The 14748-nt window shown below is 69.4% G+C and carries 14 protein-coding genes and 1 pseudogene; 7 read left to right on the top strand and 8 right to left on the bottom strand.

The genetic code is table 11. The features are described 5' to 3' along the window. Positions 1-41 precede the first annotated feature (41 nt). Positions 42-557, top strand: a complete 516-nt coding sequence (locus OP79_RS03195; RefSeq protein WP_033318318.1) for a MaoC family dehydratase — start codon at positions 42-44, stop codon at positions 555-557. Here the strand turns inward: OP79_RS03195 and OP79_RS03190 are convergent. The 3 genes from OP79_RS03190 to OP79_RS03180 all read right to left on the bottom strand — a co-directional run bounded on the left by OP79_RS03190 (position 536) and on the right by OP79_RS03180 (position 4614). Continuing rightward, the gene (locus tag OP79_RS03190) at positions 536-1945 is read right to left on the bottom strand and encodes a family 1 glycosylhydrolase (RefSeq protein ID WP_033318317.1); all 1410 of its coding nucleotides are present in this window, start codon (positions 1943-1945) and stop codon (positions 536-538) included. The two genes, OP79_RS03195 and OP79_RS03190, sit on opposite strands and share 22 nt — an antisense overlap. 186 nt (positions 1946-2131) lie before the next feature. After that, positions 2132-3733, bottom strand: a complete 1602-nt coding sequence (locus OP79_RS03185; protein ID WP_033318316.1) for a GMC family oxidoreductase — start codon at positions 3731-3733, stop codon at positions 2132-2134. Next, positions 3730-4614 carry a crotonase/enoyl-CoA hydratase family protein gene (locus OP79_RS03180; RefSeq protein WP_033318315.1) on the bottom strand — a complete coding sequence of 295 codons (885 nt, stop codon included), beginning with the start codon at positions 4612-4614 and terminating at the stop codon, positions 3730-3732. The genes OP79_RS03185 and OP79_RS03180 overlap by 4 nt, the downstream gene beginning before the upstream one ends. A gap of 80 nt (positions 4615-4694) precedes the next feature. On the opposite strand from OP79_RS03180, the gene OP79_RS03175 reads away from it, so the two are divergent. The 4 genes from OP79_RS03175 to OP79_RS03160 all read left to right on the top strand — a co-directional run bounded on the left by OP79_RS03175 (position 4695) and on the right by OP79_RS03160 (position 8380). Continuing rightward, positions 4695-5492, top strand: coding sequence for an enoyl-CoA hydratase/isomerase family protein (locus OP79_RS03175; RefSeq protein ID WP_245685198.1), 798 nt, complete (start codon positions 4695-4697; stop codon positions 5490-5492). Positions 5493-5513: 21 nt separating this feature from the next. After that, positions 5514-6650 (top strand): acyl-CoA dehydrogenase family protein, encoded by a 1137-nt coding sequence (locus OP79_RS03170; RefSeq protein ID WP_033318314.1) that lies wholly within the window; start codon positions 5514-5516, stop codon positions 6648-6650. After that, complete coding sequence (locus OP79_RS03165) at positions 6647-7669, top strand: LLM class F420-dependent oxidoreductase (protein WP_033318313.1); 1023 nt, start codon at positions 6647-6649, stop codon at positions 7667-7669. Before OP79_RS03170 ends, OP79_RS03165 begins: the two co-directional genes overlap by 4 nt. A 312-nt stretch (positions 7670-7981) precedes the next feature. Then, on the top strand, positions 7982-8380 hold the full coding sequence (locus OP79_RS03160; protein ID WP_033318312.1) for a nuclear transport factor 2 family protein: 399 nt from the start codon (positions 7982-7984) through the stop codon (positions 8378-8380). A 194-nt stretch (positions 8381-8574) separates the two neighbouring features. On the opposite strand, the gene OP79_RS03155 is transcribed toward OP79_RS03160, so the two are convergent. From OP79_RS03155 to OP79_RS58865, 3 genes and pseudogenes are all read right to left on the bottom strand, one after another. Further along, entirely contained in the window at positions 8575-9411 is an 837-nt protein-coding gene (locus OP79_RS03155; protein WP_033318311.1) for an isocitrate lyase/PEP mutase family protein, read from the bottom strand. A gap of 63 nt (positions 9412-9474) precedes the next feature. Beyond that, positions 9475-10032 carry a GtrA family protein gene (locus OP79_RS03150; protein WP_245685205.1) on the bottom strand — a complete coding sequence of 186 codons (558 nt, stop codon included), beginning with the start codon at positions 10030-10032 and terminating at the stop codon, positions 9475-9477. A gap of 33 nt (positions 10033-10065) precedes the next feature. Continuing rightward, a pseudogene (locus OP79_RS58865) lies at positions 10066-10200 on the bottom strand (DUF4097 family beta strand repeat-containing protein); the annotation flags it as partial. 234 nt (positions 10201-10434) lie between these two features. On the opposite strand from OP79_RS58865, the gene OP79_RS03145 reads away from it, so the two are divergent. Both OP79_RS03145 and OP79_RS03140 read left to right on the top strand, forming a co-directional pair. Next, the gene (locus OP79_RS03145; protein ID WP_033318429.1) at positions 10435-11169 is read left to right on the top strand and encodes a GbsR/MarR family transcriptional regulator; all 735 of its coding nucleotides are present in this window, start codon (positions 10435-10437) and stop codon (positions 11167-11169) included. Between the two features lie 154 nt (positions 11170-11323). Then, the gene (locus OP79_RS03140; protein ID WP_078491591.1) at positions 11324-12622 is read left to right on the top strand and encodes an MFS transporter; all 1299 of its coding nucleotides are present in this window, start codon (positions 11324-11326) and stop codon (positions 12620-12622) included. Positions 12623-12801: 179 nt separating this feature from the next. On the opposite strand, the gene OP79_RS03135 is transcribed toward OP79_RS03140, so the two are convergent. Together OP79_RS03135 and OP79_RS03130 are read right to left on the bottom strand one after the other, a co-directional pair. Then, positions 12802-13560: a DUF5995 family protein gene (locus OP79_RS03135; protein WP_033318310.1), complete on the bottom strand. Its 759-nt coding sequence runs from the start codon at positions 13558-13560 to the stop codon at positions 12802-12804. A gap of 235 nt (positions 13561-13795) precedes the next feature. Continuing rightward, a complete protein-coding gene (locus OP79_RS03130; protein ID WP_033318427.1) occupies positions 13796-14611 on the bottom strand; it encodes a phosphotransferase in 816 nt (271 codons plus the stop codon). Positions 14612-14748 lie beyond the last annotated feature (137 nt).

The following is a 14748-nucleotide window of genomic DNA, read 5'->3' as shown; positions in this document are numbered from 1 at the left end:
CCACGTGACTACGTGACCCATGGATGCATGAGGAGCCCGCGATGACGTCCGAGCACACCACCGCCACTGCCGCGACCACCGAAATACCCCCGCTGGTAAGGGGGTTGACCTACGAGGACATGCCGAAGGGCCAGATCTTCCGGACCGCCCGCCGCACCATCACCGAGACCGATCTGGTCAACTTCATCACCTGGGGCGGCTTCAACGAGCCGCTGTTCTGGGACGCCACGCACGCCGCGGAGGGCGGTTACACGGGACGGCTCGTCCCGGGCGGGCTGACCTACTGCATCGCCGAAGGTCTTGTCCTGCAGACGAACGTGCTGCACGGCACCGGTCTGGCCTTCATGCACATGGAACTGACCGTGCGCGGGCCTGTGTACGTGGGCGACACTCTCTACGCAGTCGTGGAGACCACGGACTCGCGTCCGTCCAGCAAACCCGGCCGCGGCGTCGTGACCAGCCGGATCACCGTACGCAACCAGCGCGACGAGGACGTGCTCGTCTACACCCCCGTGCGGCTGATCCGCGGCAAGGACTACGGGGCCACGACGCTCTGAGCGCGAGCAGCGGCGGACGGCACCAGGGCGAGACCGGCCGGGTGCCGACAGGCCCCGTCCGCCCCGCCGAACGTCTTGGTGCGCACCCAGTCCGAGGGGATCGGCGGCTGCGGCGGAAGTTCGTGGTCCGGTACGGCCATGGCGTAGAGCCGGCTGTAGCGGAACTTCGCCTCCAGGTCGTCGAGCACCGACCAGTACTCGTAGCCGTGCACGTCGACGCCCCGGGCGATCACGCCGCCCAGCCAGGTGAGTTTGGCCCGCAGCAGGGCCCGGCGCCGGGCGTCGTCGCAGCGTCCCTCGTCGTCGACCAGGTCCAGATCGCCCATGCCGTTGTCGACGATGGACAGGGGCGGCAGGAGTTCCGCGTACAGGTCGTGCAGGCCCGCGACGGCGTCGGCGAGTGCCTCCGGGACGATGGGCCAGCCGTACGCGGTCGTCTGTACGTCCTCGAAGGGGATCACCGCGAATCCGAGACCCACGAGCAGCCGGTTCACCTCGTTGAGGGCGCGGAAGCGGATCATGGCCGGAAGTACTCGGGCAAGGTTCTCGGGTGCCGTGACGCGGAAGGGCGAGGTCCAGGACAGGCCCAGCAGGTCCTGTGCGGTGGCGATGGTCTCCAGGTCGCCGGGGCGTACGCAGCCGGTCGCCTCGATCGGCGAGAGGTCGTCCTCGGTGACCATGTGCTCGCCGAGGAGCAGCGGGTCGAGGAAGAGGCGGTTGGTCCAGCTCTCCAGACGCTCCACGGCGAGGCGGTCGTACGGGTCGTCCGTGGCCGCGTGTCCGCCGACGAGCGTGACCGTGGTCCCGATGCGGCCGCTCACGCCGGCCGCTCGGAGCGCCTGGGTCGCGAGCCCGTTGGCCAGCAGCACATGGTGGACCGCGGGCATGCCCGCCATGCCGGCGCGGCGGTCGGCGCAGTACATTCCGGCCACGCGGTCCGCGAGCGAGGGGCGCGCCAGATCGGTGGAGGTGATCCAGCGGGTGACCCGGTCGCCGAAGCGGCGGCCCATCTCGGCGGCGTACTCGGCGAAGTACTGCGCGGTGCCGCGCTCCAGCCAGCCCCCGGAGGCTTCCAGCCAGGGCGGCAGCGCGAGGTTGAGCAGGGTGAGGCCGGGCCGCAGGCCCTGCGCGAGCAGGGAGTCGAGCGTACGGTCGCAGCGGTCCAGGGCTGCCCGGTCCCAACTGCCGGGGCCGTCGGGCTGGAGTTGCGGCCAGCCCGCGACCGCCCTGTACGTCGTCGCATCGGCTCCGACCAGCTGGTGGATGTCATCGGTCCACTGCTGGAAGTGCCCGCCGCTGTCCGGCGGGGGCTGGGGCGCCGCGACACTGTCGGCGGTGGCGACACCCCATTCGACACCACGAAGAGACTCGTACAGACCATCGTTCATGGTCACCGTCCGGGCGATGAATGATATAGCGCATTCAACTGAATGAACGCCGTCGGGACCGTAACACTTCGGGGAGACTACGACAATGTTTCGGCCATATCTCCGTCGTCGGATACGTCCTCGGATCCGTCGCATTCGTCGCTTTGGGGCACGGCGCGGTATCCGCGCAACGTGCCCCCCCCCTGCTCACCCCCGGTCGAGGATGAAGTCCGACGCTCGCCAGGCCATCGCCATGACCGGTCCGTTGAGATTGCCGGACACCATGGTCGGCATCACCGAGCAGTCGACGACCCGCAGCGCCTCCACACCGCGCACCCGCAGCTGCGAGTCGACGACGTCGTCCTCGGCCGGCCCCATCGCGCAGGTGCCGACGGCGTGGTAGCCGCAACGGCCGTGGTCGAGCCCGGCGTCGATGATCTCCTGGTCGTCCTGTACGCCCGGCCCCGGCAGGGTTTCCGACCGGATCCGGCCGGCGATCGGTTCGGCCTCGAAGAGCTCCCGCATCCTGCGGAAGAGAGCCGTGCCCACCGTGCGGTCGTGCTCGGACCCGTAGTAGTTCGGCGTGATGGCGAGCGGCGCCTCGGGGTCGTCCGAGGTGATGTGCAGGCTTCCTTCGGCGGTGGGCCGCAGGATGTACCCGAGGCCCATCACCCCGGGTTCCGACTCGACCTCGGTCTCCTTGCCGGGGACCTCCGGCGCCAGGGAGACCGGCGCTATCAGCAACTGTGCGTCGGGGCGCGGCAGTTCAGGTCGCGTCTTGAAGAAGGCGATCACGTCGAAGGCCGGCGCGGCCAGCGGTCCCCGGCGTCGCGTCAGGTACTTCGCTCCGGAGAGGGCCTGCCGCAGCGGGCTGCTGAGCGCCTTGTTGTAGCCGAGATTGTCCGTCAGCCGGTACTGAACGACGAAACAGCGGTGTTCGCGCAGCCTGCCGCCCACGTGCGGACTGTCGACCAGGACGTCGACGCCCGCCGCCTTCAGCGTCTCGGCCGGACCGATGCCCGACAGCTGGAGGATCTTCGGCGTGGCGATACTGCCCGCGGACAGGATCACTTCGCGCCGGGCGCGGGCGTCGGTCTCCTGTCCTTTGTGCCGGGTGCGTACGCCGACGGCCCTGCCGTTCTCGATCAGGACCTTGGTGACCTCGGTGTCCACGGCCACCGTCAGGTTCGTACGGTCCTCGACCGGGTGCAGGAAGGCGCGCGCGGCGCTGAACCGCTGCCCCTTCTTGATGGTGGCCATGGCATAGCCGATGCGTTCGTCGTCGCTGGCATTGAGGTCGTCCGTATGTGTCCAACCGAGCCCGGTTCCGGACGCGATGGCCTCCTCGCAGAGCGGTTCCCGCTCCGGCGCGGTGGAGATGTGCAGCGGTCCGCCGGACCCCCGGACGTCCGAGGCGCCGAGTTCGTTGTTCTCAATCCGCTTGAAGACCGGCAGCATCGTGTCCCAGCCCCAGCCGGGGTTGCCGAGCCGCTCCAGTTCGTCGTAGTCGGCACGGTCACCGCGGTTGTAGACCATGCCGTTGACCGAGCTCGATCCGCCGAGCGCCTTGCCTCGGGCCCACTGCTCGACGCGACGGCTCGGACCCACCGGCTCGACGGGGTAGTGCCAGGTGAACCGGGGATCCCCGAGCAGCTTGCCGAACCCCTTGGGCATCTTGATCAGCGGGCTGGAGTCCCTGCCCCCGGCCTCGATCAGCAGCACAGTCGTCTTCGGGTCCTCGGAGAGGCGGTCGGCGAGTACGCAGCCCGCCGAGCCCGCGCCCACGACGATGTAGTCGAAGTCCGTCATTCGGTCTCCCCTTCCTGCTCCCCGAGGGGGCGGAACTCCTCGTCCTGCCACCAGGGGTAGACCGGTGGCATGTCCTTGCTCACCCGGCCCGGGAACTCGGGTGGGCGCTTGGCGAGGAAGGACTCGATGCCCTCCGTGGGGTCCGGGCCGCCGCCGATCTGGCTCATGATCCGCGAGTCGAGCCGGTGCGCGGTCATGGGGTGGGGCTCGCCGAGCATCCGCCACATCATCTGGCGCGACAGGGCGACGGAGATCGCGGAGGTGTTCTCGGCGATCTCGCGGGCGAGTTCGTACGCCGCCGGGAGCAGTTCCTCCGGCGGGTGGACGGAGCGTACGAGCCCGGCCGCCAGCGCCTCGTCGGGGCCGAAGACCCGGCCCGTGGCCACCCACTCCATGGCCCGCTGCATGCCCACGGCTCGCGGCAGGAACCAGCTCGCGGCCGACTCCGGCACGATGCCGCGACGCGCGAAGACGAAGCCGAACTTCGCGGAGGCGGACGCCAGCCGGATGTCCATCGGCAGCGTCATGCTCGCGCCCACGCCCGCCGCCGGGCCGTTGATCGCGGCGATGACCGGCTTGGTGCAGGAGAACAGCCGCAGGGCCACCTGACCGCCGGTGTCCCGATGCCAGGCACCTGCCCTGCGGTGGTCGAAGGAGCCGCCGCCGGAGCTGACGTCGGCGCCCGCGCAGAAACCCCGTCCGGCGCCGGTCACGACGATCACGCGTACGTCGTCGTCGGCTTCGGCGGAGTCCAGTACGTCGATGAGGTCCCGCATCATCTGCGGGTTGAAGGCGTTCAGCTTCTCCGGCCGGTTGAGCGTGACGGTGAGAACGCGGTCCGCCACCTCGGCTCGTACGGTCTCGTACTCCTGCTCCGGCATGCGCGTCCTCCGCGGTCGATCACCGTGACGGTTCCCAGTCAGCTTAATTAGTTATAGCATTCAACTCTACTGACTCATTGATGACTTTCTCCTGGCTGATGGCGGTGGCGATGACGGATCTGGTGGTGACGGCCCGCGGGCCGGTCCGGCTGATCGAGCTGAACCGGCCGGACCAGCTCAACTCGATGAGCGAGGAGCTGCATTCGGGACTCGCGTCGGTGTGGGACGAGGTCGCGGCCGATCCGGAGGCGCGGGTGGTGGTACTCACCGGGCGCGGCCGGGCGTTCAGCGCCGGAGGCAACTTCGACATCATGACCCGGGTCCAGCGGGATGCCGCCTTTCGCGAGCAGAACGTCGACGAGGCCCGGCGGATCATCCTGGGCATGGTCCGCTGCCCGCTCCCGGTCATCGCGGCGGTGAACGGCCCCGCGGTCGGCCTCGGGTGCAGCCTGGCCCTGCTCAGTGACCTCGTGCTGATCGCCGAGGGCGCCCACATCGCGGATCCGCATGTCCAGGTCGGCCTGGTCGCGGGGGACGGCGGCGCGCTCGTACTTCCGCTGCTCGTGGGCCTCGCCCGGGCCAAGGAACTGCTGTTCCTCGGTGACCGAGTGTCCCCTCAGGAGGCGGTCCGGCTGGGCATCGCCAACCGTGTCGTGCCGGACGACAAGCTCATGGCCGAAGCCATGGATCTCGCCGGGCGGCTGGCCAAGCTGCCCGGCCAGGCGCTGCGGGAGACCAAGCGGGCGGTGAACCTGCATCTGGAGCAGGCCATCGCCGCCGTACTGGAACCGGCCCTGCTCGCCGAGCGGGACAGCATGCACGCACCGGACCACATCGCGATCGTCGAGAAGATCATCGCGGCGCGCGCCGGCCGCTGAACCGGAGAGGAGCGGTCACACATGGACTTCGCGTTCAGCGACGAGCAGGAGGAACTGCGGCGCACCGTACGGGCGTTCCTGGCGGACACCTCACCCGAGACCGAAGTACGGCGGCTGATGGAGACGCCGGAGGGCTTCGACCGGGCGGTGTGGCGGCGGATGGGCTCGGAGCTGGGTCTTCAGGGGCTCGCGATCCCCGAGGAGTACGGGGGCGCTGGCTGCGGGCCGGTCGAAGTGGGCGTCGTGATGGAGGAGTTGGGCCGTGCGCTGACCTGCACGCCGTTCCTCGCCTCCGCCGTCCTGGCGACCACCGCCGCGCTGCGCTGCGCTGACGAGGAGGCCCGCAAGCGGCTGCTGCCGGGGCTTGCCGCCGGTGAACTGGTCGCGACGCTGGCGCTGACCGAGGACTCCGCGCGCTGGGATGCCGAAGGTGTCCGGCTCACTGCCCGTGAATCCAAAGGGAGTTGGCTGCTGACCGGGCAGAAGATGTTCGTCCTCGACGGCGCCACCGCGGATGTCGTACTCACCGTGGCCCGTACCGGCGACGGCGTCGGCGTCTTCTGGGTGGACGGCGACGCGGCCGGGCTCACCCGTGAACCCCTGCCCACGATGGACCCGACCCGCCGACAGGCACGCCTCGACTACCACGACGTACGGGCGACCCGGCTGCGTACGCACGGCGACGGCTGGGACCTGGTGTCGGAGGTGCTCGACCATGCCGCGGTGGCGTTGGCGGCCGAACAGGTGGGGGTCGCGGGGCGCGCGCTCGACATGGCGGTGGAGTACGCCAAGGTACGGCATCAGTTCGGGCGGCCCATCGGCTCCTTCCAGGCGATGAAGCATCTCCTGGCCGACGTATTGCTGGAGGTGGAGTCGGCGCGGGCCGCCACGCACTACGCGCTGCTCGCGGCCGAGAGCGGGGACCCGGAACTCCCCGCAGCGGCGAGCCTGGCCAAGGCGTTCTGCTCCGACACCTGTCTGCAGGCGACGGAGCAGAACATCCAGGTGCACGGCGGTATCGGCTTCACGTGGGAGCACCCGGCCCACCTGTATCTGAAGCGGGCGAAGACTTCACAACTGCTGTTCGGCGACCCGGCGTACCACCGGGAACTGCTCGCGCGGCGCATCGGTTTGGACAGGGTTGGAGAATCCGCATGAAGGTGGACGGCAAGCTGAACGTGTGGGGCACCGCCGAGGTGGTCGAGGAGGCCCTGCACCACGAGAAGGCGGGTTACGACGGCCTGTGGGCCTCGGAGTCCAAACACGACCCGTTCCTGCCGCTGCTGCTCGCGGCCGAGCACACCGACCGGCTCGAGGTCGGTACGGCGATCGCGGTGGCGTTCGCCCGCTCCCCCATGCAACTCGCGTACACCGCACACGACTTGCAGGCCTACTCCGGCGGGCGTTTCACGCTCGGCCTCGGCAGCCAGATCAAGCCGCACATCGAGCGGCGCTTCTCGATGCCGTGGAGCCGGCCCGCGGCCCGTATGCGGGAGTACGTGTGCGCGCTGCGTGCCATCTGGGCTGCCTGGAACGAGGGCGAGAAGCTCGACTTCCGCGGCGACTTCTACTCGCACACGCTGATGGCACCGTTCTTCTCTCCGCCGCCCGCCCCGGCCGGCGCGCCGAAGGTGTACGTGGCCGCCGTCGGGGAGGCGATGACCCGGGTCGCGGGCGAGGTGGCGGACGGGCTGCTCGCGCATGGGTTCACCACGGAGCGGTATCTGCGCGAGGTCACGTTGCCGACGGTCGAGGCCGGCCTGGAGAAGTCCGGCCGGACACGCTCGGACTTCTCCATCAGCCACCTCCTCCTCACCGCGACCGGCCGTACGGAGGAGGAGCTGGCCCGCGCGGTGGACGGCACCCGGCGCCAGATCGCCTTCTACGGCAGCACTCCCGCGTACCGGGGCGTCCTGGAACTGCACGGCTGGGGCGAACTCGGCGACGAACTGCACGCGTTGTCGAAGTCCTCCCGCGAGGACAAGTGGGCGGAGATGGGGCGGCTGGTCGACGACGATGTACTGCACGCCTTCGCGGTGGTGGCGGAGCCGGATCGGGTGGCCGCGGAGATCCGCCGGAGGTACGGGGCGCTGGTCGACCGGGTGTCGTTCTACGCGGCGTACGAGATCGATGCGGAGGTCTGGGAGCCGGTGGTGCGGGAGCTGCGGGGGGAGTGAACGACCGGGCGTGGTCGGGGGGTTGTTGTTCGCCCCCGCCATGCGCCGCGGTCGGTACACGACGGGGACCTGTACGGACTCAGCGGCGCAGGTCCCGGTACTCGTCCATCTTGCGGAGTGCAGTCTTGCCGGGAACGTTCGCCGCCACCTCCACACAGCGCGGGCCATCGTTGTGGGCGCTGTCGAGATCGAGCCGACATTGCCAGCGGACTGCGAGGCACTTGAACTGGTGCACAACGGTCCGCTCGCCGACGTACCGCAGCTGGTCGAGACCGGCGATGTCCGGCGCTCCTTCGCTGTTACTGTCGCGCCATGTCCAAGACCGAGATAGACGTGGCGACCGCCGAGTTCTTCGAGGCCTTTGACAACCGGGGCGGCAAGGCTGCCGACGTGGCTCGGATCCGTCGGCTGGTTCTTCCCGGTGGCGTGATCGTCAAGACCGGGCCGGAGTTCACGGTCTACACCGTGGACGAGTTCATCGAGCCTCGTCGGCGGCTGCTGACCGACGGTCGGCTGGTCGAGTTCTCCGAGTGGGAGACCTCCGAACGGACAGAGATCGCGGGCGATATCGCGTCGCGGTTCAGCGAGTACCGCAAGTCCGGGATCTTGGATGGTGAGCCGTTCGAGGGGGGCGGGACCAAGACCATCCAGTTCGTCCGCACCTCAGAGGGCTGGCGGATCGCAGCGTTTGCCTGGTACGACCAGCCCTGACCGCAGGGGCGGTCGGCTGGCCGATCGGCTCAATTCGCCCGAACCGCCCCGCGATCCGGGCCATGACCTGGTCGAACACAGCCCGCCGGCGAGCAGGTTCCACGCTATGGCCCGCGGCCAACGCACGATCTTCAGGAGTCCACACAACTCCCGATGATCACGCGGTGGCCGTACCCGTTCCCAGCCGGGCCTGACTAACGCCCGCTTCCCAGCAACGCGTTGAGCTCGCCGTAGTCGAGCCCTCCGGCCAGCGACTCGTAGGTCCCCGCGCTCAGCAGCTCCCGCGCGGCGCGGCGGACCACGGCATGCACTGCCTGGGAAATGCCCGACCCGATGCTCACGCGCGCGACGCCGAGCGCGGCCAGCTCGGCGATGGGCGGTGCCCCGGGGCCCGCCATCACATTGAGCGGAGCGTCGATGCCCTCGGCGAGCGCCTTCACGGTTATCGGGTCGACAACCCCGGGGACGAAGATCCCGTCGACGCCCGCGGCGAGGAAGGCGGCTGCCCGTTCCAGGGTGAGGTCCACTCCCCCGGCGCCCCTGAGGAAGGTGTCGATCCGGGCGTTCACGAACAGCGACACCCCCGCCGCGTCGGCGGCCTCGCGGGCGGCGGCGAGGCGCTCGGCCTGTTCGGGCACCGGCCGCAGCGGGCCCTCGCCGCTCCCGTACAGCGCGTCCTCGATGTTCACACCGACCGCGCCCGCCGCGATCACCGCGCGGATCGTGTCACCGACGCCGACCGAGTCCCGCGCGTAGCCGCTCTCGATGTCGGCTGTCACCGGCACCCGGACCACCTCGGCGATGCGTGCAACGGCGCCAAGGGCCCGGTCGCGGTCCAGCCGGTCGCCGTCCGCCGTTCCCAGGGCCCAGGCCAGCCCCGCGCTCGTGGTCGCCACCGCGGCGGCACCCTCATTCTCGACGATGCGGGCGCTCGTGGCGTCCCAGGCGTTCGGCAGGACGAGCGGACGCCCGGGGACGTGGCGGGAACGGAAGGCAAGGGCCCGGTCACGGAGGATGTGGTTCTGCGTCATGCGGATCACTCAACCAGCCGACCCCGGGCCACGGCTGGCAGGAATCCGACGGGAACGTGCGGCTCACGCCGCCAGTTGTGGCCGCGGCCCGTTGGGCCAACTCGTGCACGATGGCTGTCGCGCTCCCCTCGGGTCGGGCGCGGCCACCGCCCCCTGCTTCATCAGCGGTCGTGCGGTCTGGCCGCGGCGGCCGGCGAAGACATAGAGGCGCAGGATGATGAAGCGGCCTGCGCCGGCGAGGCCGGAGGCGCCGAGGTAGACGATCTGCTCAGTCAGCGTGCCGGGGGACGGCTGCGCCAGATACAGGACGTGAACGGCGACGCTGGTCGCCAGGTAGGCGGCGGTCGCCGAGCCCGCCGACTGCCAGTGCTCTCGCCATCCGGCGCTGCGCCCTTTGGCGAAGGTGAAGCGGGCGTGGAGTTCGGTGCACAGCAGGGTGGAGGCGACGGTGATGATCGCGTTCGAGACCGCCCAGGGCATGGTCATGGCCAACAGCGGCACCGCGAAGCTGCACAGGACTCCGATACCGCCACCGAAGATCACGAATCGGATGAAGGAGGCGATCGGGCCGGGGCCGGCCAGAGTCGCCACTTCGGACTTGTTTGAAAGCGGCGACTTCATGGCGGCGTCCTTCCGGAGGGTTGGGTGCTTTTGCAGGCGGCGGGCGGTGATGTCGCCGTAGGCGGTGGTCTCGTGGATGTCGAGCTGGGCGGCAGCGCCGTCGGTGTTCCCCAGCGCGTTGTGGATCCGGCCGTAGGGGGTGCCGGCGTCCGGAGCGGCGGAGACTCCCGTCTGCATCGTGCTCTCCTTCGGCTCACTGTTTCCAATGACGGAAAAGCTACGTTGCATTTATAGATCTAGCAACATAATCGTTGCGCAGGATCGGCAATACTGCAGGTAAAAGCTAGGAAATTGTTGCAATGACCTTCGCAATTAACGCAACAGCAGTCACCTGATCATTGCAATGGATGAGCGTGAACGCTATCCTGGAGACACCCAGGGAGCACGATGAAGGAGACCGCGATGCCGGGAGGCAGACTCACCCAGCCCGAACGCCAGCAGATCGCGCTGGGACTGGCCGACGGCCTCGCCTACGCGGAGATCGCCCGACGCCTCGAGCGCCCGACCTCGACGATCACGCGCGAGGTGATGCGCAACGGCGGCCCCACCGCCTACCGCGCCGACCTCGCCCACCGCGCCACCGAACGCCGCGCCCACCGGCGCAGGCAGGCCGCGCCCCGGGGGGCGGATGCGCTCGAGCAGGCCCACGGACGCGACGCCGAGGCGGTGCGTGAGTACGAGGAGATGTTCACCACCGTCATGATGGCTTCGGGCATGACCGCGATGACGGCCCGGGTGATGGTCTGCCTCACCCTCACCGACACCGGCAGCCTCACCGCGTCCGAACTCGTCCAGCGCCTACAGGTCAGCCCGGCGTCCATCTCCAAAGCGATCACGTTCCTCGAGAGCCAGGCCTTCGTCCGCCGGGAACAAGGCGAAGGCCGCCGCGAGCGCTACGTCGTCGACGACGACATCTGGTACGAGACGATGGTGGCCAGCGCCCGGTCCCTCGCCCAGATCGTCGAGACCGCACGGCAGGGCGTCGGCGTCCTCGGCCCCGGCACCCCGGCCGCCACCCGCCTGGAGAACATCGCCCGCTTCCTCGACTTCGTCTCCGAGAGCACCGCCCGCGCCGCCGAACAGGCCCGCGAGATCCTCCACACAAAACCCGAAACGCCCTCGGACAGCACTACTTGAGTCACACTCAGGTCGCGGAAAGACAGCCGTCTTTGACGGTCACAGCCAGCGAAGTATGTGTCCCTACGGGCTTCATCTGCTCCCATCCGTCAGCCCAACTGCTCAACCCTCACGGCAGGTTGTAGTTGCAAGGGATCACGGGATGATGCCTCGGGTGGACCCGACGAATGACATGCCGGACCGGCCCCGAACGCGCTGGGGAGTATTCGCCCGACCGGATTTTCGCCTGCTCTGGGTAGGCGAGACCGTGAGTGGCCTGGGTAACAGCATCACCGTGGTGGCCTTGCCGCTGATCGCGGTCGTGGCGCTGGACGCCGGCTCCACCGCCGTCGGCCTGCTCGCCGGGGCGGTGTGGCTGCCCTGGCTGCTGCTGGGTCTGCCGGTAGGCGCATGGGTGGACCGGTTGCACAAACGGCCGCTGATGATCGCGTGCGATCTGGTGGCCTTCGTAGCGCTGGCGAGCATTCCGTTGGCGGCGTGGCTCGACGCGCTCACCTTTCAGCACCTGGTTGTCGTCGCGTTGACCTGCGGTACCGCGGCGGTGTGCTTCAACACCGCCTACCACTCGTACATCAGGATCGTGCTCGACGGTCGCGACCTCCTGGAAGGCAACGCCAAACTGCAGGGCAGCGAGGCCGCCACCCAGGTCGCCGGTCCGGGGGTGGCGGGGCTGCTCGCCCAGGCGTTCGGCGCGGTCACCGCGCTCGTGGCCGACGCGGTGACGTTCCTGGTCTCCGCGCTCTGCCTGAAGCGAATCAGCGTGGTCGAGCCGGACCACGCTCTGGACGACGAGGAACGCGCCTCCCTCCGACGGCAGATCATCGAAGGGCTCCGCTTCGTGGGCCGGGACCGGTACCTGCGGCCGATGGTCACCTGGGGCGCCGTGATCAACATGGCGCTGATGGGCTACCAGGCGGTCCAGGTCGTCTTCCTGGTCCGCACCGTCGGGCTGAACCCGGCCATGGTCGGGCTGCTGCTGACCAGCGGCAGCACCGGCGGCATCGTGGGCGCGCTGGTGGCCACCCGAGTCAGCCGACGGTTCGGCACCGGGCGCGGGCTTCTTCTCCTACAGGCCGCCACCGCGCCGTTCGCACTGCTCCTTCCGATGACCACGGCGGGACCGGGACTGCTGCTGTTCGCGATGGGAGCCTTCCTCGTCGGGATCGGCGTCTCCGTGGCCAACATCGTGGTCGGCAGCTTCCGGCAGACCTACTGCCCGCCACACATGCTCGGCCGGGTCGTGGCGACGGCCATGATGATCAACCACAGCACCATCCCGCTCGGATCCCTGCTCGGCGGCGTACTCGGCGACGCCGTCGGGTACCGGCCGGCCATGTGGATCATGATCGGCATCGTCGCGCCCAGCTGGCTCATCCTTGCCATGAGCCCAATGCGCCGCGAACGCGACCTCCCGCAGACCTACGAGCCAGAACAGGCGCACGCCAAGGGCTGAAGGGGGACGAAAGTTCCAGTCGGCCAGAATCCACTGCCCGGTGCATACGACGAACTGGACTGCTGGGTAGTGCGGGGCTACGCCGCGCGGGCGGCGCTGGGAAACCGGCGCCTCTCTTCGCGTGGGATGCCGGACGGTCAATCCGCTGGGCATCACCCCGTCCCCTGCCGGGCGGAGGGTCACTCCATGGCGTTGTCCAGATGAGTGATGACGGCCGGCACGTCATCACTCTCGGTGCTCCGGATCAGCTGCAGGGCCGGCCGGACGAGGCCGCCCGGTCGCGCCACCAACCGTGCGAGCACGGCGGCCCGGACGTCGAGCCGCTCGATGGTGGCCTCGCGCTCCTCTTCGTTCTGGCCGGCAAGCAGGACGGCGTTGTACCACGCCTCCTCACGGGACTGACGGACACTGAAGTCGAGGATCCGCTCGTCGGTGCGGGCTCCGATCTGATCCAGCAGCGACAGGAGTGGCGACAGGGCGCCGACCGAGTCCTGCACCTCCAGCGCCACCCGCGCAAGGATGTCGTTGATCAGCAGAAAGTCGCGCCGCAGCGCGTGGATGGCCTCGCCCGGGCTGGTCCGCGCGGCGGCGATGGCCAGGTCGAGGTTGATGTGCGCGTTCACGCCGAGGATCAGGTGCTGGACGATGACGGTGTCGACGTCGTCGAGCAGCCCGAACGCCTTCCGCCAACAACGCGGCCCGCTCTGGTCACGACGCCAGGCGTCGTACGCCTCGAAGTAGCGGTTGCCGAAGTGCGTGTCGAAACGGTCCATTCGGGCGCCGTCGTCGAACAGCCCGCCGTGAATGGCCGTGCGGACCTCAACGGTCACCTGTCGGTACAGCGCCGCGAAGTACCCGACCCGGTCACCGGCGCGGCCGGCCTCCCGCACGATCCCGGCAAGCCCGTCCACGACATCATCGATGTTCTCTGCCGCCATGCCCAACTCCCTCTCGCGGTCCCCTCGTTCGGCCCGCGCTCTGGCTGCTGTCCGCAGTGTTGATTACAGCCCCGTCTTACCACCGCATACCGGGGAGGGTCCCCGCTCTACAGAAACCGGGACGGGAGCCCCGCTCGTCTTGCCGCCGCGGCCACGGCCGCGGCGCACAGCGGGGAGCGGGACTGCGCGTGGGGCGGGGCCACGGAGGTTAAGCGATCATTAAAGTTCGGGCGGGTCAGTTCAGCAGGGCGGCCGTGAATGTCTCGCGGTGGGCCGCCAGCCAGGTCTGCATGCGGTCCCAGCGTTCCCATCCACCACGCTCGGCCAGCGCCTGGAGATAGACGGGGTCACCGTCGGCCACGCGGCCGGCTACGAACGCCCGGCAGGTCCCGGTGGCCTGTTCGATGACCCTGGGCAACTCGGCGCGTTCCTGTGGCGAGAGGCCGTAGCTGTCGGCGAGTATTCGCAGCCGTGCGGGCGCATCCAGCCCAGTGGGGTAGAAGGCGGTCGCGGATACGGGATCGAGCATGGGTACCCAGTAGCGGGCGGCCATGGCGACGTCCCAGAGGGGGCGGCCCGGGGCCGCCAGGTCGAAATCGATCAGGGCAGCGGCCCGGCCGTCGCGGAAGACGACGTTCTCCGGGCACACGTCGTTGTGGCACAACATCGTTCCCCCCTCCGGATCGGCCAGGTCCCGCGGCCACTCGACGCGGGAGTCGACCGCGATGGTGACGCTGGCCTCATGCAGGCGCCGCAGCAGGTTCCCCACCGATTCGAGGGCGGTGTCCGTCATCACCCAGCGTGGGAAGGGTGGCAGAGCCACATCGCCGGGGATGAAGGTCAGCTGCTCGCGACCGTCGGCGGTGAGACGGACGGGGCTCGGAGCCGCGTCGAAGCCGTGCTCCCTCAGCGCGAGGAGGTGAGCGTGGAGGGCGTACGCGTTGTGTGGAGCCGGGCGGTCCACCAGCGCACCCCGGCGGAAGACCGCCCCCGCGTTCACCATGCCGCCGGCCAGTGGTTCGCCGTCTGCCCTCTCGTTTCCAGCCGTCATGTCGATCACGCTACCGCTGGGAAACCCCGGCCGAGCGTCTGTCCAAACTGTTCGCGGCCTGATCAACCGAACCCGTGTTGCAACGATCCCTCGGATCCGCCGGATCTGACGGACCGTTGGGCCTCGGGAAGCGCCGT

Source organism: Streptomyces yerevanensis (assembly GCF_000716805.1).
Classification (GTDB): domain Bacteria; phylum Actinomycetota; class Actinomycetes; order Streptomycetales; family Streptomycetaceae; genus Streptomyces; species Streptomyces flaveus.
Note: the sequence above shows the minus strand (reverse complement) of the source record. Positions and strands in the feature narration are given on the sequence as shown.